Origin of the sequence: Streptococcus mitis (genome assembly GCF_005844455.1) — a bacterium.
In the GTDB taxonomy this organism is placed as follows: domain Bacteria; phylum Bacillota; class Bacilli; order Lactobacillales; family Streptococcaceae; genus Streptococcus; species Streptococcus mitis_BF.
Genome location: NZ_SPGF01000014.1, coordinates 22147 through 40294, shown reverse-complemented (window position 1 = coordinate 40294; position 18148 = coordinate 22147). Strand labels below are relative to the sequence as shown.

The window sequence follows — 18148 nt, the reverse complement described above, 5'->3', positions numbered from 1 at the left end:
AAATACAATAAGAGAACGACTTAAAATTAAAAAGCTAGAGTTCCGCAATTGGAAATCTCTAGCTTTTTGGTGGTTGATACTCTTCGAAAATCAAATGCAAACCACGTCAGCTTCACCTGCAACCTCAAAGCTGTGCTTTGAGCAACCTGCGGCTAGCTTCCTAGTTTGCTCTTTGATTTTCATTGAGTATGAGAACTATTTTGTCCCAGACTCATACTTTTTTTGTTTCTTACCCTGTTTAATAAATACTGTAGTTAATTATACACATTGAAATTTAATAGATTTTATAACTCTTATTAATTCTTAATAAAGCAATAGAAGACTTTTTGTTGAACCTATAATATATGTTTAAATGTTATAAAAATTCCTGCTATTACGAGTTTAGATAAGTATTAGTTTATATTATAGTGGAATGGGGTTTGATATTTCTTTTGAGGAAGCTGCCTTAGATTTTCTACTTGTGTCTTATTGTATAGTGTATCTTTCTTGTTTTGAACAGAATCTTTTATGACATTTGTCATATTTCCTTGTGACAGAAGCATCTAGCTCCGCTAACTTCAAAAGTCTATAATTGAAGTATGAAATGGAGGAAGAAGAAATGAAAAATAAAATGATTGTCGCAGTGAGTTTAGTAGCAGCAGGAGTTATGACCTATCTCATGTTTTCAGGATTGGACGAGGGTTTCTACCATTTTCCTTGGGAGCTCTTTGCTGGCTTTGGAATGATGTCTTGGCTTGTCAGAGAAGGTTTGAAATTGATCAGAGATGTGAAAAAGGAGTTTGAGGAATGAAAAAGGCAATCATCTATTTCTTTATCGGCCTGTCACTCTTAGTATGGTTAGTGGAAATGTTTACTGGTTGGTTTGATCAAGCCTTCCTTCACCAAGTCATTCGTGGTGCTTGGGGGTTTGGATTTATGATTTTCGTTGTTTTCCCTATAGGAATGGAGTGGTTGAAAGGAGAATCTCATGACTGTGATTAAAGTTGAGAAATTGAGTAAGAAAATAAAAGACAAGGAGATCTTGCGGAACATCTCTTTTGAAATCAACGATGGTGAATGTGTTGCCTTGATTGGTCCCAATGGTGCTGGGAAGACGACACTTTTGGCATGTTTGCTTGGAGATAAACTGGTCACCAGCGGTCAAGTATCTATTCAAGGTTTACCGGTGACGAGTTCTAAGTTAGACTATACTAGGGCTTACCTCCCTCAAGAAAATGTGATTGTACAGAAATTGAAGGTTAAAGAGTTAATTGCTTTCTTTCAAAGTATTTATCCAAATCCTTTGAGTGAGCAGGAAATTGATCAACTATTGCAGTTTGACAAGCAACAAAAAGAACAGTTGGCAGAAAAATTATCAGGCGGTCAAAAGCGTCTTTTCTCTTTTGTCTTAACTCTAATTGGGCGACCAAAGTTAGTCTTTTTAGATGAACCTACTTCGGCCATGGATACCTCAACTCGTCAACGTTTTTGGGAGATTATTCAGGAGTTAAAAGCGCAAGGAGTCACCATTCTTTATTCGTCCCATTATATTGAGGAAGTGGAACACACCGCAGACCGCATTTTGCTCTTAAATAAGGGAGAGTTGATTCGAGATACGACACCTCTAGCTATGCGTAGTGAGGAAATAGAAAAGCACTTTATCCTTCCTATAGCTTACAAGGAAGTCGTAGAGCAGTCAAACTTGGTTGAAAACTGGGTCCTAAAACAAGATTCTTTACAAGTAGTCACTCGAAAAGCAGATGATTTCTGGGAACTTTTAGCCCAAGCAGGATGTAGCATACAAGAAATCGAAGTCAATAATCGTAGCTTGCTGGATACAATCTTTGAAAAAACACAAAAGGGAGATGACTAAGATGAAACGATGGATCGCACTAAACAAGATAGAATTTTTATTGACCAAACGACAATCAGTCTATTATTTATTATCCGTAGGGATGCCGACAGCCTTCTATCTATTCTTTTCTGGCATGTATCAGGACACACCAGGTGGACCCGCGAATTTTATGCGCGATTATCTTATCTCCATGACTGCCTTTTCCATGATGTCGACAGCTATCTTCTCATTCCCAGTTGTTTTACATACCGATAAGATAAACAACTGGCAGAAAACATTACGTCATAGTCCTGTAAATATGGTAGAATATTATCTATCAAAGATAACAAGTATGATGGTTGATTATTTGGTCTCAATTCTGGTTGTTTTCTCAGTTGGACACTTGGTTAGAGGTGTGGATATGCCTTTAGGAAGCTGGATTGGGGCTGCGTTCTTGCTGATAGTAGGAAGTGTTGCCTTTGTAGCGCTTGGCTTGATCCTGACTCTCTTACCGTCTAGTCAGCTGATGTCAGTCGTGGGCAATCTTCTCTATCTAGGCTTGGCTGTGTTAGGCGGACTCTGGATGCCCATCTCTTTATTTCCAGACTGGATGCAAGCAATCGGGAAGTGCTTACCAAGCTATCAGTTGATGGAGTTGCTCAAGACCTTCTTAAACGAGGGTGGCATCAATCTATCAGCCACAGTTTATCTACTTGTTTTTTCAGCAGTTTTGTTTGGTTTGACCATTTACCTTCAAGGTCATAAGGAGAATGCTTAATGCTTGAAAGACTGAAAAGCATACACTATATGTTTTGGGCCAGTTTAATTTTTATGGTTTTCCCGATCCTACCTGTAGTGATTGGGGAGCTTCCTGCTTGGCATTTATTGGTTGATATTCTATTTGTAGTGACGTATTTGGGTGTTTTAATAACTAAGAACCAGCGCCTATCTTGGCTTTTCTGGGGGATCATGCTGGTCTATGTAGCTGGGAATACCGCCTTTGTTGCTGTGAATTATATCTGGTTTTTCTTTTTCCTTTCCAATCTCTTAATTTATCATTTTGGCGTACGTAGTTTAAAGTCTTTACATGTCTGGACATTTCTCCTTGCTCAAGTCCTTGTTGTGGGGCGACTTTTGATTTTTCAGAGAATCGAAGTTGAGTTTCTAGTCTATCTGCTTGTTATTCTTACTTTTGTCGATTTGATGACTTTTGGTTTGGTTCGGATTCGAATTGTAGAGGATTTGAAAGAAAATCAGACTAAGCAAAATACCCAGATAAATCTATTGCTAGCAGAAAATGAGCGCAATCGTATCGGTCAGGATTTGCATGATAGTCTGGGACATACCTTTGCTATGCTGAGTGTTAAAACTGATCTAGCCTTGCAGTTATTACAGATGCAGGCTTATCCACAGGTGGAAAAGGAATTAAGAGAAATACAGCAAATTAGCAAAGAATCAATGCGTGAAGTGCGAACCATTGTGGAAAATCTTAAGTCTAGAACTTTGACATCCGAACTAGAGACTGTGAAAAAGATGTTAGAAATTGCTGGAATTGAGGTAGAGACAGATAATCAACTTGATACTGCTAGTCTTACTCAGGAATTAGAGTCAACGGCTTCTATGATTTTGCTTGAGTTAGTGACCAATATCATCAAACATGCCCAAGCGTCTAAAGCTTACTTAAAATTAGAACGTACAGAGAAGGAACTTATTCTAACAGTAAGTGATGATGGCTGTGGTTTCGCTTCTATAAAGGGGGATGAGCTCCATACAGTCCGAGATCGTGTCCTTCCATTTTCAGGAGAAGTAAGAGTAATCAGTCAGAAACAGCCAACGGAAGTGCAAGTTCGACTACCTTATAAGGAGAGAAACTAAGATGAAACTACTTGTTGCAGAAGATCAAAGTATGTTGCGAGATGCCATGTGCCAGTTGCTCGCCTTTCAAGCAGATGTAGAGTATGTCTTACAAGCCAAGAATGGACAAGAAGCAATCCAACTCTTAGAAAAAGAATCCGTAGATATTGCTATTCTTGATGTAGAGATGCCTGTTAAGACTGGCCTCGAAGTCTTGGAATGGATTCGAGCAGAAAAGCTAGAAACAAAGGTGGTTGTGGTGACGACCTTCAAGCGTCCTGGGTATTTTGAACGTGCGGTTAAGGCTGGAGTAGATGCTTATGTCTTGAAAGAAAGAAGGATTGCAGACCTCATGCATACCTTGCACACTGTCCTCGAAGGAGGCAAGGAGTATTCGCCTGAATTGATGGAAGTGGTGATGACGCATCCCAATCCATTGACAGAACAAGAGATTGCTGTCTTAAAGGGAATCGCTCAGGGTTTGTCTAATCAAGAAATCGCGGATCAGCTTTATTTATCAAATGGAACCGTCCGAAACTATGTCACCAATATTCTTTCGAAACTAGATGCTGCTAATCGAACAGAGGCAGCTAATATCGCGAAAGAATCTGGTTGGTTGTGATGATATAATATTTTTCTGAACATTATGTGCTAAAAATGATGGGATTGAATGGATCAATACCTAACTTTAGGAGGGACTTATTCCTCTCTTTTTGTTTCGTCAAAGGTGGTACCCAAGGGGCAAAATTAACAATAAAAAAGAAAAATATCTTGACAAGCAAGGGAATAATTTGTTACAATAATAGACGGTACTTTTTACTTTTGGTCTCTCAAGAGTGTACAGGGACGTGCTGACAAATGTTGCAAAAGTACACACAGATGATAGCTGTCACCAAGTGTATCATCACCAAAAATAAAAAAACACAGGAGAATGTAGATGCCTACAATTAACCAATTGGTTCGCAAACCGCGTAAATCAAAAGTAGAAAAATCTAAATCACCAGCTTTGAACGTTGGTTACAACAGTCATAAAAAAGTTCAAACAAACGTTTCTTCACCACAAAAACGTGGTGTTGCAACTCGTGTTGGAACAATGACACCTAAAAAACCTAACTCAGCCCTTCGTAAATTTGCTCGTGTACGTTTGAGCAACCTTATCGAAGTTACTGCCTACATCCCAGGTATCGGACACAACTTGCAAGAGCACAGCGTGGTTCTTCTTCGTGGTGGACGTGTAAAAGACCTTCCAGGGGTACGTTACCATATCGTCCGTGGTGCACTTGATACTGCAGGTGTTAACGATCGTAAACAAGGCCGTTCTAAATACGGTACTAAACGTCCAAAAGCATAAGGAAAGGGGATAAAGAGAAATGAGTCGTAAAAATAGAGCTCCAAAACGTGACGTATTGCCAGATCCGCTTTACAATTCACAATTAGTTACTCGTCTTATCAACCGCGTTATGCTTGATGGTAAACGTGGTACAGCTGCTTCAATCGTTTACGGTGCCTTTGAGCAAATCAAAGAAGCTACTGGTAACGATGCACTTGAAGTATTTGAAACAGCTATGGAAAACATCATGCCTGTACTTGAAGTACGTGCACGTCGTGTTGGTGGATCTAACTACCAAGTCCCAGTTGAAGTTCGTCCAGAACGTCGTACAACACTTGGACTTCGTTGGTTGGTAACAATCGCTCGTCTTCGTGGTGAACACACAATGCAAGACCGTCTTGCAAAAGAAATCTTAGATGCTGCTAACAACACTGGTGCAGCAGTTAAGAAACGTGAAGATACTCACCGCATGGCTGAAGCTAACCGTGCATTCGCACACTTCCGTTGGTAAAATCATGATGCTAGGAACGGTAAGGATGCAAGGTGAAAATAGGAAACTGACGCAGTATTCGACGAATACAAGGAAGTTTATCTTTTTCACACAGCATCCCGTTCCGGCTCAAATCGGCTAGCTAACTCTAGCCTGAGTTCAATTGAGCTCAATCAGCTCTTAGCTACAACTCAACTTATCTACAAGTTGAAACTAACAATAGCATGAAAACATTGAGAACGGGTAGGTCCTGCCTATCCGTTTTTATTAAAATTATGTTATAATAGAATAGAAATCGAAAATAAATAGGAGAAACAAACCTCATGGCACGCGAATTTTCACTTGAAAAAACTCGTAATATCGGTATCATGGCTCACGTCGATGCTGGTAAAACAACAACTACTGAGCGTATTCTTTACTACACTGGTAAAATCCACAAAATCGGTGAAACTCACGAAGGTGCGTCACAAATGGACTGGATGGAGCAAGAGCAAGAACGTGGTATCACTATCACATCTGCTGCGACAACAGCTCAATGGAACAACCACCGCGTAAACATCATCGACACACCAGGACACGTGGACTTCACAATCGAAGTACAACGTTCTCTTCGTGTATTGGATGGTGCGGTTACCGTTCTTGACTCACAATCAGGTGTTGAGCCTCAAACTGAAACAGTTTGGCGTCAAGCAACTGAGTACGGAGTTCCACGTATCGTATTTGCCAACAAAATGGACAAAATCGGTGCTGACTTCCTTTACTCAGTAAGCACACTTCACGACCGTCTTCAAGCAAACGCACACCCAATTCAATTGCCAATCGGTGCTGAAGATGATTTCCGTGGTATCATCGACTTGATCAAGATGAAAGCTGAAATCTATACAAACGACCTTGGTACAGATATCCTTGAAGAGGATATTCCAGCTGAATATCTTGAACAAGCACAAGAATACCGTGAAAAATTGATCGAAGCAGTTGCTGAAACTGACGAAGAATTGATGATGAAATACCTCGAAGGTGAAGAAATCACTAACGAAGAATTGAAAGCTGGTATCCGTAAAGCGACTATCAACGTTGAATTCTTCCCAGTATTGTGTGGTTCTGCCTTCAAGAACAAAGGTGTTCAATTGATGCTTGATGCGGTTATCGACTACCTTCCAAGCCCACTTGACATCCCAGCGATCAAAGGTATCAACCCAGATACAGATGAAGAAGAAACTCGTCCAGCATCTGACGAAGAGCCATTTGCAGCTCTTGCCTTCAAGATTATGACAGACCCATTCGTAGGTCGTTTGACATTCTTCCGTGTTTACTCAGGTGTTCTTCAATCAGGTTCATACGTATTGAATACTTCTAAAGGTAAACGTGAACGTATCGGACGTATACTTCAAATGCACGCTAACAGCCGTCAAGAAATCGACACTGTTTACTCAGGTGATATCGCTGCTGCCGTTGGTTTGAAAGATACTACAACTGGTGACTCATTGACAGATGAAAAAGCTAAAATCATCCTTGAATCAATCGACGTTCCAGAACCAGTTATCCAATTGATGGTTGAGCCAAAATCTAAAGCAGACCAAGACAAGATGGGTATCGCCCTTCAAAAATTGGCTGAAGAAGATCCAACATTCCGCGTTGAAACAAACGTTGAAACTGGTGAAACAGTTATCTCTGGTATGGGTGAGCTTCACCTTGACGTCCTTGTTGACCGTATGCGTCGTGAGTTCAAAGTTGAAGCGAACGTAGGTGCTCCTCAAGTATCTTACCGTGAAACATTCCGCGCTTCTACTCAAGCACGTGGATTCTTCAAACGTCAGTCTGGTGGTAAAGGTCAATTCGGTGATGTATGGATTGAATTTACTCCAAATGAAGAAGGTAAAGGATTCGAATTCGAAAACGCAATCGTCGGTGGTGTGGTTCCTCGTGAATTTATCCCAGCGGTTGAAAAAGGTTTGGTAGAATCTATGGCTAACGGTGTTCTTGCAGGTTACCCAATGGTTGACGTTAAAGCTAAGCTTTACGACGGTTCATACCACGATGTCGACTCATCTGAAACTGCCTTCAAGATCGCGGCTTCACTTGCCCTTAAAGAAGCTGCTAAATCAGCACAACCAGCTATCCTTGAGCCAATGATGCTTGTAACAATCACTGTTCCAGAAGAAAACCTTGGTGATGTTATGGGGCACGTAACTGCTCGTCGTGGACGTGTTGATGGTATGGAAGCACACGGTAACAGCCAAATCGTTCGTGCTTACGTTCCACTTGCTGAAATGTTCGGTTACGCAACAGTTCTTCGTTCTGCATCTCAAGGACGTGGTACATTCATGATGGTATTTGACCACTACGAAGATGTACCTAAGTCAGTACAAGAAGAAATCATTAAGAAAAACAAAGGTGAAGACTAATCAGTCCTCACTCTAGAAGGAAGTCACTTAGTGGCTTCCTTTTGTCTTATGTGACTATTAGTCCGTCTCGCTCCGCTAGGTGCGAGACAAATAAACCACCCGCTATGCGGGTGCGCGTCGAAGGTTATACCAAAAAAACTCCAAACGCGATACAATAAAGGTGTTCAAGCCAATTGTAAAGCGAAAGGAGAAAAATATGGCACAAAAGGCACATAGTTTATCACACACAAAGTGGAGGTGTTCTATCACATTGTGTTCACTCCTCAGTATAGACGAAAAGTCATTTATAATCAATATCGAAGTAGTTTAGGAGAAATATTTCATCGATTATGTAGTTATAAAGGTGTTGAGATTATCGAAGGACACTTAATGCCTGATCATGTACATATGTTAGTAAGTATTCCACCAAGGATAAGTGTTTCAAGTTTCATGGGTTATTTAAAAGGTGAAAGTGCACTCATGATGTTTGACAAACACGCTAATCTCAAGTACAAGTTTGGGAATCGGCATTTTGGGGCGGAAGGTTATTATGTGAGTACGGTTGGACTCAATGAAGCCGCAATTAAGAAGTATATTCAAGATTAAAGAAATTATCCAGTGGATGATTTCTTCACGAGTATGAAAATTTGAGAACGAGTAAAGCATGATATAGCACTAGATAAATTAAGTGTAAAAGAATATGAGGATCCCTTTAGGGATAGTGGTAAGTAATACTAAAGCCTCTTTAAGAGGCAAGTGACGAGTCAAGAGCAATGAGGCTTGAACAAGGTGAAAGCCAGCGTCTTTAGGCGCTGGCTGGTAATTTGGGCTTATAGCTCTGGTTCAAACCACCCGTTAGACGGGTGGTCATGATTTAGAAAATACCTCTAAATATGGTAAAATAGTAGGAGAATAATGTGAGGAAAATGAATGTCAAATAGTTTTGAAATTTTGATGAATCAACTGGGAATGCCTGCTGAAATGAGACAGGCTCCTGCTTTATCACAGGCTGATATTGAGCGAGTTGTAGTTCATAAAATTAGTAAGGTATGGGAGTTTCATTTCGTATTTTCTAATATATTACCGATTGAAATCTTTTTAGAATTAAAGAAGGGTTTGAGTGAGGAATTTTCTAAGACAGGCAATAAAGCTGTTTTCGAAATCAAGGCTCTGTCTCAAGAATTTTCAAATCAACTCTTGCAAGCATATTATAGAGAAGCTTTTTCTGAGGGGCCGTGTGCTAGTCAAGGTTTTAAATCTCTTTATCAAAATCTGCGAGTTCGTGCTGAGGGCAATCAACTCTTTATTGAAGGTTCAGAGGTGATTGATAAGGAACATTTTAAGAAGAATCATCTTCCTAATTTAGCTAAACAACTTGAAAAATTTGGATTTCCAACTTTCAACTGTCAAGTAGAGAAAAATGATGTGCTGACTCAAGAGCAGGAAGAAGCCTTTCAAGCTGAAAATGAGCAGATTGTTCAAGCTGCCAATGAGGAAGCGCTCCGTGCTATGGAGCAACTGGAACAGATGGCGCCACCTTCAGCGGAAGAGAAACCAGCCTTTGATTTTCAGGCTAAAAAGGCTGCGGCTAAGCCAAAGCTAGATAAGGCGGAGATTACTCCTATGATCGAAGTGACGACGGAGGAAAATCGTCTGGTCTTTGAAGGGGTTGTTTTTGATGTGGAGCAAAAAGTGACCAGAACAGGTCGTGTTTTAATCAACTTTAAAATGACGGACTACACTTCAAGTTTTTCTATGCAAAAGTGGGTAAAAAATGAAGAAGAGGCTCAGAAATTTGAACTGATCAAGAAGAATTCTTGGCTCCGAGTTCGTGGGAATGTGGAGATGAATAATTTTACACGTGATTTGACTATGAACGTGCAGGATGTGCAGGAAGTTGTTCACTATGAGCGGAAAGATTTGATGCCAGAAGGTGAGCGTCGGGTTGAGTTTCATACCCATACAAATATGTCGACTATGGATGCTCTGCCAGAAGTCGAAGAAATCGTTGCGACAGCTGCTAAGTGGGGACACAAGGCGGTTGCCATCACCGACCACGGGAATGTTCAATCCTTCCCACACGGCTATAAGGCGGCCAAAAAAGCGGGAATCCATCTGATTTATGGAATGGAAGCCAATATCGTGGAGGACCGTGTTCCTATCGTCTACAACGAAGTGGAAATGGACTTGTCAGAAGCGACCTACGTGGTTTTTGACGTTGAAACGACAGGACTATCAGCTATTTATAATGACTTGATTCAGGTTGCGGCCTCTAAGATGTATAAGGGGAATGTCATTGCCGAATTTGATGAATTTATCAATCCTGGACATCCCTTGTCAGCCTTTACTACTGAGTTGACTGGTATTACAGATGATCATGTCAAAAATGCCAAACCACTGGAACAAGTTCTGCAAGAATTCCAAGAATTTTGTACGGATACAGTCTTAGTTGCCCACAATGCGACCTTTGACGTTGGCTTTATGAATGCCAACTATGAGCGTCATGGTCTGCCTAAGATTACTCAACCAGTTATTGATACGCTGGAGTTTGCTAGAAACCTCTATCCTGAGTATAAACGCCATGGTTTGGGACCTTTGACCAAGCGTTTTGGTGTGGCACTGGACCACCACCATATGGCCAACTACGATGCGGAAGCTACTGGTCGTTTGCTCTTTATCTTTATCAAGGATGTAGCAGAAAAACATGGTGTGACTGATCTGGCTAGACTGAATATTGATTTGATTAGTCCAGACTCTTATAAAAAAGCTCGGATCAAGCATGCGACCATCTATGTCAAGAATCAAGTAGGTCTAAAAAATATCTTTAAGTTGGTTTCTTTGTCCAATACCAAGTACTTTGAAGGGGTACCACGGATTCCGAGAACGGTTCTAGATGCTCATCGGGAGGGCTTGATTTTAGGAACAGCTTGCTCAGAAGGTGAAGTTTTTGATGCAGTCGTTTCCCAAGGTGTGGATGCGGCGGTTGAGGTGGCCAAGTATTATGACTTTATCGAGGTTATGCCACCAGCTATCTATGCACCATTGATTGCTAAAGAGCAGGTTAAGGATATGGAGGAACTCCAGACTATTATCAAGAGTTTGATAGAGGTCGGGGACCGTCTTGGTAAGCCTGTTTTGGCTACGGGAAATGTCCATTATATCGAACCGGAAGAAGAGATTTACCGTGAAATTATCGTCCGTAGTTTGGGGCAGGGGGCTATGATTAACCGAACCATTGGTCACGGTGAGCATGCCCAACCAGCTCCTCTGCCAAAGGCTCATTTTCGAACAACCAATGAGATGTTGGATGAATTTGCCTTTTTGGGAGAGGAATTGGCTCGTAAACTGGTTATTGAAAACACCAATGCCTTGGCAGAAACCTTTGAGCCTGTTGAGGTGGTTAAGGGTGACCTGTACACGCCTTTCATTGACAAGGCGGAAGAGACAGTTGCTGAGCTGACTTACAAGAAAGCCTTTGAGATTTATGGAAATCCGCTGCCAGATATTGTTGATTTGCGGATTGAAAAAGAATTAACATCCATACTGGGGAATGGATTTGCCGTGATTTATCTGGCTTCCCAGATGCTGGTGCAACGTTCCAATGAACGGGGTTACTTGGTTGGTTCTCGTGGGTCTGTCGGATCTAGTTTCGTTGCGACCATGATTGGGATTACGGAGGTTAATCCTCTCTCTCCTCATTATGTTTGTAGTCAGTGTCAGTATAGTGAATTTATCACAGATGGTTCTTACGGTTCAGGATTTGATATGCCTAATAAGGACTGTCCAAAGTGTGGTCACAAACTCAGCAAAAATGGGCAGGATATTCCGTTCGAGACCTTCCTTGGTTTTGATGGAGATAAGGTTCCCGATATTGACTTGAACTTTTCGGGAGAAGACCAGCCTAGCGCTCACTTGGATGTGCGTGATATCTTTGGTGAAGAATATGCCTTCCGTGCAGGAACGGTTGGTACGGTGGCTGCCAAGACTGCCTATGGATTTGTAAAGGGCTACGAGAGAGACTATGGCAAGTTTTATCGTGATGCAGAGGTGGAACGTCTTGCTCAGGGTGCGGCTGGTGTCAAGCGGACTACAGGACAACACCCAGGGGGAATCGTTGTTATTCCGAACTACATGGATGTCTACGATTTTACACCTGTCCAGTATCCAGCAGATGACGTGACGGCTGAATGGCAGACGACTCACTTTAACTTCCACGATATCGATGAGAATGTCCTCAAACTTGATGTACTGGGGCATGATGATCCAACCATGATTCGGAAATTGCAGGACTTGTCTGGTATTGACCCTAATGAAATTCCCATGGATGATGAAAGCGTTATGGCTCTCTTTTCTGGAACGGAAGTTTTAGGAGTGACGCCTGAGCAAATTGGAACTTCGACGGGTATGTTGGGGATTCCAGAGTTTGGAACCAACTTTGTCCGAGGCATGGTAGATGAAACGCATCCGACGACTTTTGCAGAATTGCTTCAGTTGTCAGGGCTGTCCCACGGTACCGACGTTTGGCTGGGTAATGCCCAAGATTTGATTAAGCAAGGGATTGCTGACCTATCAACCGTTATCGGTTGTCGGGACGATATCATGGTTTACCTCATGCATGCTGGTCTCGAACCTAAGATGGCCTTTACCATCATGGAACGGGTACGTAAGGGCTTGTGGCTCAAGATTTCCGAAGAGGAGAGAAATGGCTATATCGAAGCCATGAAGGCCAATAAGGTGCCAGAGTGGTATATCGAATCCTGTGGGAAAATTAAGTACATGTTCCCTAAAGCCCATGCGGCAGCCTACGTTATGATGGCCCTTCGTGTAGCTTACTTCAAGGTTCATCATCCCATTTATTACTACTGTGCTTACTTCTCAATCCGCGCTAAGGCTTTTGATATCAAGACCATGGGTGCGGGCTTGGATGCCATTAAGCGTAGAATGGAAGAGATCGCTGAAAAACGGAAGAACAATGAAGCCTCTAATGTAGAAATCGATCTCTACACGACTCTTGAGATTGTCAATGAAATGTGGGAACGTGGTTTCAAGTTTGGGAAGTTAGACCTCTACCGTAGTGATGCGACTGAATTCATCATTGACGGAGATACACTGATTCCACCATTTGTCGCAATGGATGGTCTGGGAGAGAACGTTGCTAAGCAGTTGGTGCGAGCGCGTGAAGAGGGAGAATTCCTCTCTAAAACAGAATTGCGCAAGCGTGGTGGGCTCTCATCAACCTTGGTTGAAAAGATGGATGAAATGGGGATTCTGGGCAATATGCCAGAGGATAATCAGTTGAGTTTGTTTGATGATTTGTTTTAAAAAATCGCTTATTTTGATCAAGTGGACAAAATATGTCCACTTGATTTGTTATAATTCTCTTAAAAATAATAGAAAAGAGAGTATAATATGGTGGATCAAGGAATTTTAAATTCTAACGTGTCAATTGAAGAGCAAATTTACAATTTTGAAAAAGACTTGAAAGATGATGGGAGTGATTGGACTGGATTCCCACAAATAGACTTAAAAGAAGATTCTCAATGTATTTACATTTGCGGTATTTCAGAGACTGACAGATGGCATTTATTTTATACGTTAACCAAAATAAAACCTGCTACTCCAATAGCATCACTTGGATATTATCGAGTGAGAGATAATTTGTTTTTTTCTAAACATAGTCAATGGATAAAACTTCAAATGGAGCATACAGAGTATGACTTGATTTTTCTGGAGGGAGTTCAACTTTTGGGAGAGGCTGATCAAAGGGTACAGGAATACTGGATGCAGCAATTCAAAGAGAATAAGAAAAGAGGCAGACTCTTCATTGTATATTCAGACTGCTTACCCGAAGACTTAAAAAATATGGATGAATCCGTAGTTGAGTTCTTCGAATCTGGCATAGTGGTACAGTTGAAATCACCTAAGGGCTAGTTTATTTTGCTTTAATCGTTTTGAATATAAAGTGCTAGTTAGACTATAGAAGTGATAATAATGTATTAGAAATAATATTGTTTGAATAATATGTAGAAGGAAATTGCAAATGAATGATCAAGAGAGACTGCTAACAATCTTTTTTCGCTTACAGTTAGGTACTTCACTAGGAAAAAAGCAACTGGCCCAGGAATTCGAGGTTAGTGAAAAGACGATACAGAGAGATTTTTCGCTCCTTCGTGATATTTTATCTAGTCATCCTGATTTTGGTGGAGACTTGCTTTATAGTCGTAAAACAAATAAGTATAGCTTATCAAGTAAAGCAGTTTTTAATAAAAGGGATATACTCGTTATTTCAAAGATTTTATTGGAAAATCGAGCACTGAATCGGCCAGAAATTGATAGCTTACTAAAAAATTTACTGATTTTAGTTCCTCGTGATGACCAGAAAGAAATTGAGCAGATTATTGGTAGTGAAAAGCTTAATTATGCTCCCTTAACGGATCAGCAAAATAGAATAGAGAAAATATGGAATTTATCAGAAGCTATTTTGCATGAACAGATTCTAGATATTGTCTATCAAAAACCTTATTCTGAGTCTTCTAAGAGGCAGACTGTTTTACCAGTCTCTCTTTACTATGATAGTCATTATTTCTATCTGGTTGTTTACCAGTTGAAACATGATACTTATATTACTTTAAGAGTAGACCGTATCCAGTCCTGGTCTCTTAGTAGTATAGAGAAACCCTCTATTTCTTATCGAGATAAATTTAGAGATGGCGACATTCGTAACGAGAGAGTAGATGCTTTTATCGGGAAGAAAATCAGTATTGAAATCGAGTACTTGTACGATCCGACGATTGTGATGGATCAATTTCCAAATGCAAAAATAGTTGGGAAAAATGGCGACTGGACTCATTTTCAGTTTGAAAGTCAGCATACACCGGGGCTTAAACGCTGGTTGCTGGGACAAGGGGAAGCAGTTACTGTTTTGTCTCCTCGGATTTTAGTAGAGGATATGAAGCAGACAGTTCAAGAAATGATAGATAAATATAGATGAGGATAAAATGAGTATTCAATTTACTTCTAAAAAGGTTGGAGAACTACTGAAAAAAGGGAATTTGCGGATTCCTTCTTATCAAAGACCTTATAAATGGAACAGAAAACATATCCGTAATCTTTTTTATGATTTACGAGATGCTATGGGGAAAAAGGAATATCAGATAGGATCCGTTATCCTGCATGAAAATAAACATGAAAATGAAGGACACTTAGATATTGTCGATGGACAGCAACGGCTAATTTCAATTTCCTTGTTTCTTCATTTATTAGATGATTTAGAGAATTATAAGGGTGCTAATCAACTGTTGAGTGCTGAATTTGGAGAGATATCTTGCTATCATGCGAGTGAAAATTATAATGAGTGGAAAAATTTAACTCAATTAGTTGGCGAAAATGAGGCAAAAGATATTTGCAACTTTTTATTAGAGAATTGTGCTGTCTCTGTGATTACTATGCCCAAAAAACGATTATCAGAAGCCTTTCAGTTATTTGATTCTCAGAATAATCGAGGAAAATCTCTAGAACCTCATGATTTGCTCAAAGCCTATCATCTTCGCAAGCAAGATTCAGAAGATGAAAAGATTGTTGAAAAGTGGGAGCAATTTGTAGAAGATAAAGATTTAAGTCTCAAAGAGTTGTTTGATAAACATCTTTTTCGTATGAGACGTTGGTCGCGAGGAGAGACAGGGTTAACAAACAAGCGTTATGGATCTTATCTCCGTTTTACAGAGGATTTTATTGACGACTTTAAAGGCGTTGATTTGAATCAGAATTTTCCATATCTAGAATTGTATCGTCATATTGAAAAACTCCCCATGTCCATTACTATGCCAATCATTGATGGAAGTAAATTTTTTGAGTATATTGAATCGGCCCATGAAACTATTAGAGTTCATAAAAAATTTTTAAATGAAGAGTTAGGACTTTCTAATGAGTCAGAGGGAGAAAAAAATGTAGCTTATCCAGAAGGTATGTTAAACATTTACAATAGCTCAAAAGGACGCTACCTCAAGTGTCACAATATATTCCTAAATATTTGCTCACTTTTCGCAGATAGATTTGGAAAAGATGAACTATCAAAGGAGATAGTAGAAACCTTGTTTATTTGGTCTTACTACCCTAGAGTTAAGTCTAAAGCCATATATGATGCGACGGTTGGGAACTATGCTGCTGGCGGAAGGTTTAGACAAAAAGAGGTTCAAAAGCTATTTCAACTTTTATCTCATGCTGTCACTCCGAATGATTTCATGATCAAGATAGATAGAGAATTATTTGAAAATTATACTGTGGACAAGATTATAGAAGAGGAAAAAGATAAATGGTAGAAACACATATAAGCTTATCAGTTAATCGTTTGTTAAATGAAGATACCTATGCTATTCCTCTTTATCAGAGAAATTTTGCTTGGACTTATAATGAAATCGAGCAGTTATTGAATGACGTAGCAGATGCTTTTCAAGAAAATAGTTTTCAAGAAAATAGAGACAATTACAATTATTATATTGGAACATTAGTCGTTAATAAAGAGAATGATATTTTCAAAATCATAGATGGGCAACAACGGACAACTGCTCTTAATTTGATTGCTTTAGCTTTGAAGCATGAGTTTGGTTTTGATAGATTGAAAGCTGTCAATCTTACCTTCCCAGCTCGGAAGAAATCAAATGAGAATATTCAAAAACTATTTACCAAGCAAAAAATTTCAGAGTGCGATGAAAATGAGCTGACTAGAGGTTATGGACATGCTAAAGATGCATTGAAAAAAGTGTTAGAGGAGCGCCGTCTTGATCCTCAGTCTTTCGTTGATTATCTTTTTGATAAGGTTATCATTTTTCGGAGTATACTTCCTGAAGATTTAGATTTGAATCTTTATTTCGAACGTTTCAACTCTCGAGGCGAACAACTAGAGGCTCATGAGATTCTTAAGGCACAAATGATGTCTAAATTTGGTGAAGATCAAGAAATGGCACAAAAATTTGCGAGAATTTGGGATGCCTGTGCAGAGTTTGATAAGCCGGTAATAAAAACTTTTCAAATCCGAAGTAGACCAAACAATACTGATGAAGAGGGGGAGAAAATTTTTGGTAAAGAATTTACTAACTTCAAATTGGATAGTGTATTTGAGAAAATAAGAGTAAAAAAAATTGAGCAACAGAGTTTACTAAATGCAATTACTCAGACAAAATATGAAAGTAGTAGCTTAGTAAATAATGGAGCAGACATTTCAAATTATACGACTGTAATTGATTTTCCAACATTTTTACTTCAAGTTTTTTTCATCATGGAAGGAAATGATGAAACTACATTTGATGATAAAAAATTATTGAAAATTTTTGAAATTGAACGACGAGATAGAGAATGGGTCCAACAATTTGGACAACTACTTCTGACTATGAAGCATATATTTGATACGTTTATCGTAAAAAATGTCCAATTAGAAAATGAAACCGAATGGCAAATCAAACGAGGTCAGTATGAGACATATCAACGAAATGAAATTCGAATTAACTTTCAAAAAAATACTTTTGACAATTTAAATAAAAACATTATCCTCCTCCAATCCATGTTTGCTGTGACCTTTACTGCCAATCGAGATAGTCGTTGGTTATATGAAATCTTGCAATTCCTCTTTAACCATATTGAAGAGTTAAATCAAACAGAATTTGCTAGTCTCTTTAAGGTTTTTCTTGAAAAAATGGCAGTGAGATATGCTGAGGAAAGATTGTTTACTGAAGATAAAAGTATCAAAAAATATGGAGCAATTCCTGTTTATGCTTTTAACTTTGTAGATTATGTTTTATGGAAAAATCGTGCCGAATTAGAGAAAGAGTACAAGGATATTAATTTTGATCATTTCAAATTTGCATATCGTCGCTCCATAGAGCATTGGTATCCTCAGAATCCAAATGGACATGATGGAGAGAGCCAATTACCTGCGGAGTTTTTACATTCCTTTGGCAATCTTTGTATCATTACCGATAGTCAGAACTCCCGGTTTGGTAATTCCTATCCAGAAGCTAAATTAAAACAATGGAAAGGAGAAGGTATCTTTCCTAATCAGAGTCTAAAATTACAAATAATGGCTGCCATAACGGAAAAGACTAAATGGAAATCAGATCAGATTGTAGGACTGGAAAAAGAGATTTTACCTATGGTTAACGAATTTATAGGAAGTAAAAAGTAAGTTGTCAGATCTAGCATAATTTAAAGAGGCTAATGTATATCCAATAGATTTACATTAGCCTTCTTTTTTGTTAAAATAATAGATAGAAAGAGGGTGAGAG

The 18148-nt window shown here is 39.4% G+C and carries 14 protein-coding genes and 1 pseudogene; all 15 read left to right on the top strand.

The genetic code is table 11. The features are described 5' to 3' along the window. The first annotated feature begins 583 nt into the window (after positions 1 to 583). The 15 genes and pseudogenes from FGQ53_RS04360 (at position 584) to FGQ53_RS04280 (ending at position 18048) form a co-directional block, all read left to right on the top strand. Positions 584 to 790: a hypothetical protein gene (locus FGQ53_RS04360; RefSeq protein ID WP_138336069.1), complete on the top strand. Its 207-nt coding sequence runs from the start codon at positions 584 to 586 to the stop codon at positions 788 to 790. Beyond that, positions 787 to 981 (top strand): hypothetical protein, encoded by a 195-nt coding sequence (locus FGQ53_RS04355; protein ID WP_138336067.1) that lies wholly within the window; start codon positions 787 to 789, stop codon positions 979 to 981. The genes FGQ53_RS04360 and FGQ53_RS04355 overlap by 4 nt, the downstream gene beginning before the upstream one ends. Beyond that, the gene (locus FGQ53_RS04350) at positions 968 to 1852 is read left to right on the top strand and encodes an ABC transporter ATP-binding protein (protein ID WP_138336065.1); all 885 of its coding nucleotides are present in this window, start codon (positions 968 to 970) and stop codon (positions 1850 to 1852) included. The genes FGQ53_RS04355 and FGQ53_RS04350 overlap by 14 nt, the downstream gene beginning before the upstream one ends. A 1-nt stretch (position 1853) precedes the next feature. Next, the gene (locus FGQ53_RS04345; RefSeq protein WP_138336063.1) at positions 1854 to 2591 is read left to right on the top strand and encodes an ABC transporter permease; all 738 of its coding nucleotides are present in this window, start codon (positions 1854 to 1856) and stop codon (positions 2589 to 2591) included. Further along, positions 2591 to 3688, top strand: coding sequence for a sensor histidine kinase (locus FGQ53_RS04340; RefSeq protein WP_138336061.1), 1098 nt, complete (start codon positions 2591 to 2593; stop codon positions 3686 to 3688). Before FGQ53_RS04345 ends, FGQ53_RS04340 begins: the two co-directional genes overlap by 1 nt. A 1-nt stretch (position 3689) precedes the next feature. Further along, positions 3690 to 4289: a response regulator transcription factor gene (locus tag FGQ53_RS04335; protein WP_138336059.1), complete on the top strand. Its 600-nt coding sequence runs from the start codon at positions 3690 to 3692 to the stop codon at positions 4287 to 4289. Positions 4290 to 4604: 315 nt separating this feature from the next. Further along, entirely contained in the window at positions 4605 to 5018 is a 414-nt protein-coding gene (rpsL, locus tag FGQ53_RS04320; protein WP_001142332.1) for a 30S ribosomal protein S12, read from the top strand. Positions 5019 to 5037: 19 nt separating this feature from the next. Continuing rightward, complete coding sequence (rpsG, locus tag FGQ53_RS04315; protein ID WP_000087873.1) at positions 5038 to 5508, top strand: 30S ribosomal protein S7; 471 nt, start codon at positions 5038 to 5040, stop codon at positions 5506 to 5508. 302 nt (positions 5509 to 5810) lie between these two features. After that, the gene (gene fusA / locus FGQ53_RS04310; RefSeq protein ID WP_138336055.1) at positions 5811 to 7892 is read left to right on the top strand and encodes an elongation factor G; all 2082 of its coding nucleotides are present in this window, start codon (positions 5811 to 5813) and stop codon (positions 7890 to 7892) included. A gap of 196 nt (positions 7893 to 8088) precedes the next feature. Further along, positions 8089 to 8603: pseudogene (gene tnpA, locus FGQ53_RS04305) on the top strand (IS200/IS605 family transposase). A 198-nt stretch (positions 8604 to 8801) separates the two neighbouring features. Further along, positions 8802 to 13193: a PolC-type DNA polymerase III gene (locus FGQ53_RS04300; protein ID WP_138336054.1), complete on the top strand. Its 4392-nt coding sequence runs from the start codon at positions 8802 to 8804 to the stop codon at positions 13191 to 13193. Positions 13194 to 13280: 87 nt separating this feature from the next. Beyond that, entirely contained in the window at positions 13281 to 13802 is a 522-nt protein-coding gene (locus tag FGQ53_RS04295; protein ID WP_138336052.1) for a DnaA ATPase domain-containing protein, read from the top strand. A gap of 109 nt (positions 13803 to 13911) precedes the next feature. Beyond that, entirely contained in the window at positions 13912 to 14862 is a 951-nt protein-coding gene (locus FGQ53_RS04290) for a helix-turn-helix transcriptional regulator (RefSeq protein ID WP_138336050.1), read from the top strand. 7 nt (positions 14863 to 14869) lie between these two features. Then, positions 14870 to 16189 carry a DUF262 domain-containing protein gene (locus tag FGQ53_RS04285; protein ID WP_138336048.1) on the top strand — a complete coding sequence of 440 codons (1320 nt, stop codon included), beginning with the start codon at positions 14870 to 14872 and terminating at the stop codon, positions 16187 to 16189. Further along, positions 16183 to 18048 carry a DUF262 domain-containing protein gene (locus FGQ53_RS04280; protein WP_138336046.1) on the top strand — a complete coding sequence of 622 codons (1866 nt, stop codon included), beginning with the start codon at positions 16183 to 16185 and terminating at the stop codon, positions 18046 to 18048. Before FGQ53_RS04285 ends, FGQ53_RS04280 begins: the two co-directional genes overlap by 7 nt. Positions 18049 to 18148 lie beyond the last annotated feature (100 nt).

What these genes read in the sequence shown, in the direction of transcription:
- FGQ53_RS04360 (WP_138336069.1), top strand. Translation starts at nt 584, where the DNA reads ATGGAGGAAGAAGAAATGAAAAATAAAATGATTGTCGCAGTGAGTTTA.
- rpsG (WP_000087873.1), top strand. Translation starts at nt 5,038, where the DNA reads ATGAGTCGTAAAAATAGAGCTCCAAAACGTGACGTATTGCCAGATCCG.
- FGQ53_RS04295 (WP_138336052.1), top strand. Translation starts at nt 13,281, where the DNA reads ATGGTGGATCAAGGAATTTTAAATTCTAACGTGTCAATTGAAGAGCAA.
- FGQ53_RS04350 (WP_138336065.1), top strand. Translation starts at nt 968, where the DNA reads ATGACTGTGATTAAAGTTGAGAAATTGAGTAAGAAAATAAAAGACAAG.
- FGQ53_RS04280 (WP_138336046.1), top strand. Translation starts at nt 16,183, where the DNA reads ATGGTAGAAACACATATAAGCTTATCAGTTAATCGTTTGTTAAATGAA.
- fusA (WP_138336055.1), top strand. Translation starts at nt 5,811, where the DNA reads ATGGCACGCGAATTTTCACTTGAAAAAACTCGTAATATCGGTATCATG.
- FGQ53_RS04340 (WP_138336061.1), top strand. Translation starts at nt 2,591, where the DNA reads ATGCTTGAAAGACTGAAAAGCATACACTATATGTTTTGGGCCAGTTTA.
- FGQ53_RS04290 (WP_138336050.1), top strand. Translation starts at nt 13,912, where the DNA reads ATGAATGATCAAGAGAGACTGCTAACAATCTTTTTTCGCTTACAGTTA.
- FGQ53_RS04335 (WP_138336059.1), top strand. Translation starts at nt 3,690, where the DNA reads ATGAAACTACTTGTTGCAGAAGATCAAAGTATGTTGCGAGATGCCATG.
- FGQ53_RS04285 (WP_138336048.1), top strand. Translation starts at nt 14,870, where the DNA reads ATGAGTATTCAATTTACTTCTAAAAAGGTTGGAGAACTACTGAAAAAA.
- rpsL (WP_001142332.1), top strand. Translation starts at nt 4,605, where the DNA reads ATGCCTACAATTAACCAATTGGTTCGCAAACCGCGTAAATCAAAAGTA.
- FGQ53_RS04300 (WP_138336054.1), top strand. Translation starts at nt 8,802, where the DNA reads ATGTCAAATAGTTTTGAAATTTTGATGAATCAACTGGGAATGCCTGCT.
- FGQ53_RS04345 (WP_138336063.1), top strand. Translation starts at nt 1,854, where the DNA reads ATGAAACGATGGATCGCACTAAACAAGATAGAATTTTTATTGACCAAA.
- FGQ53_RS04355 (WP_138336067.1), top strand. Translation starts at nt 787, where the DNA reads ATGAAAAAGGCAATCATCTATTTCTTTATCGGCCTGTCACTCTTAGTA.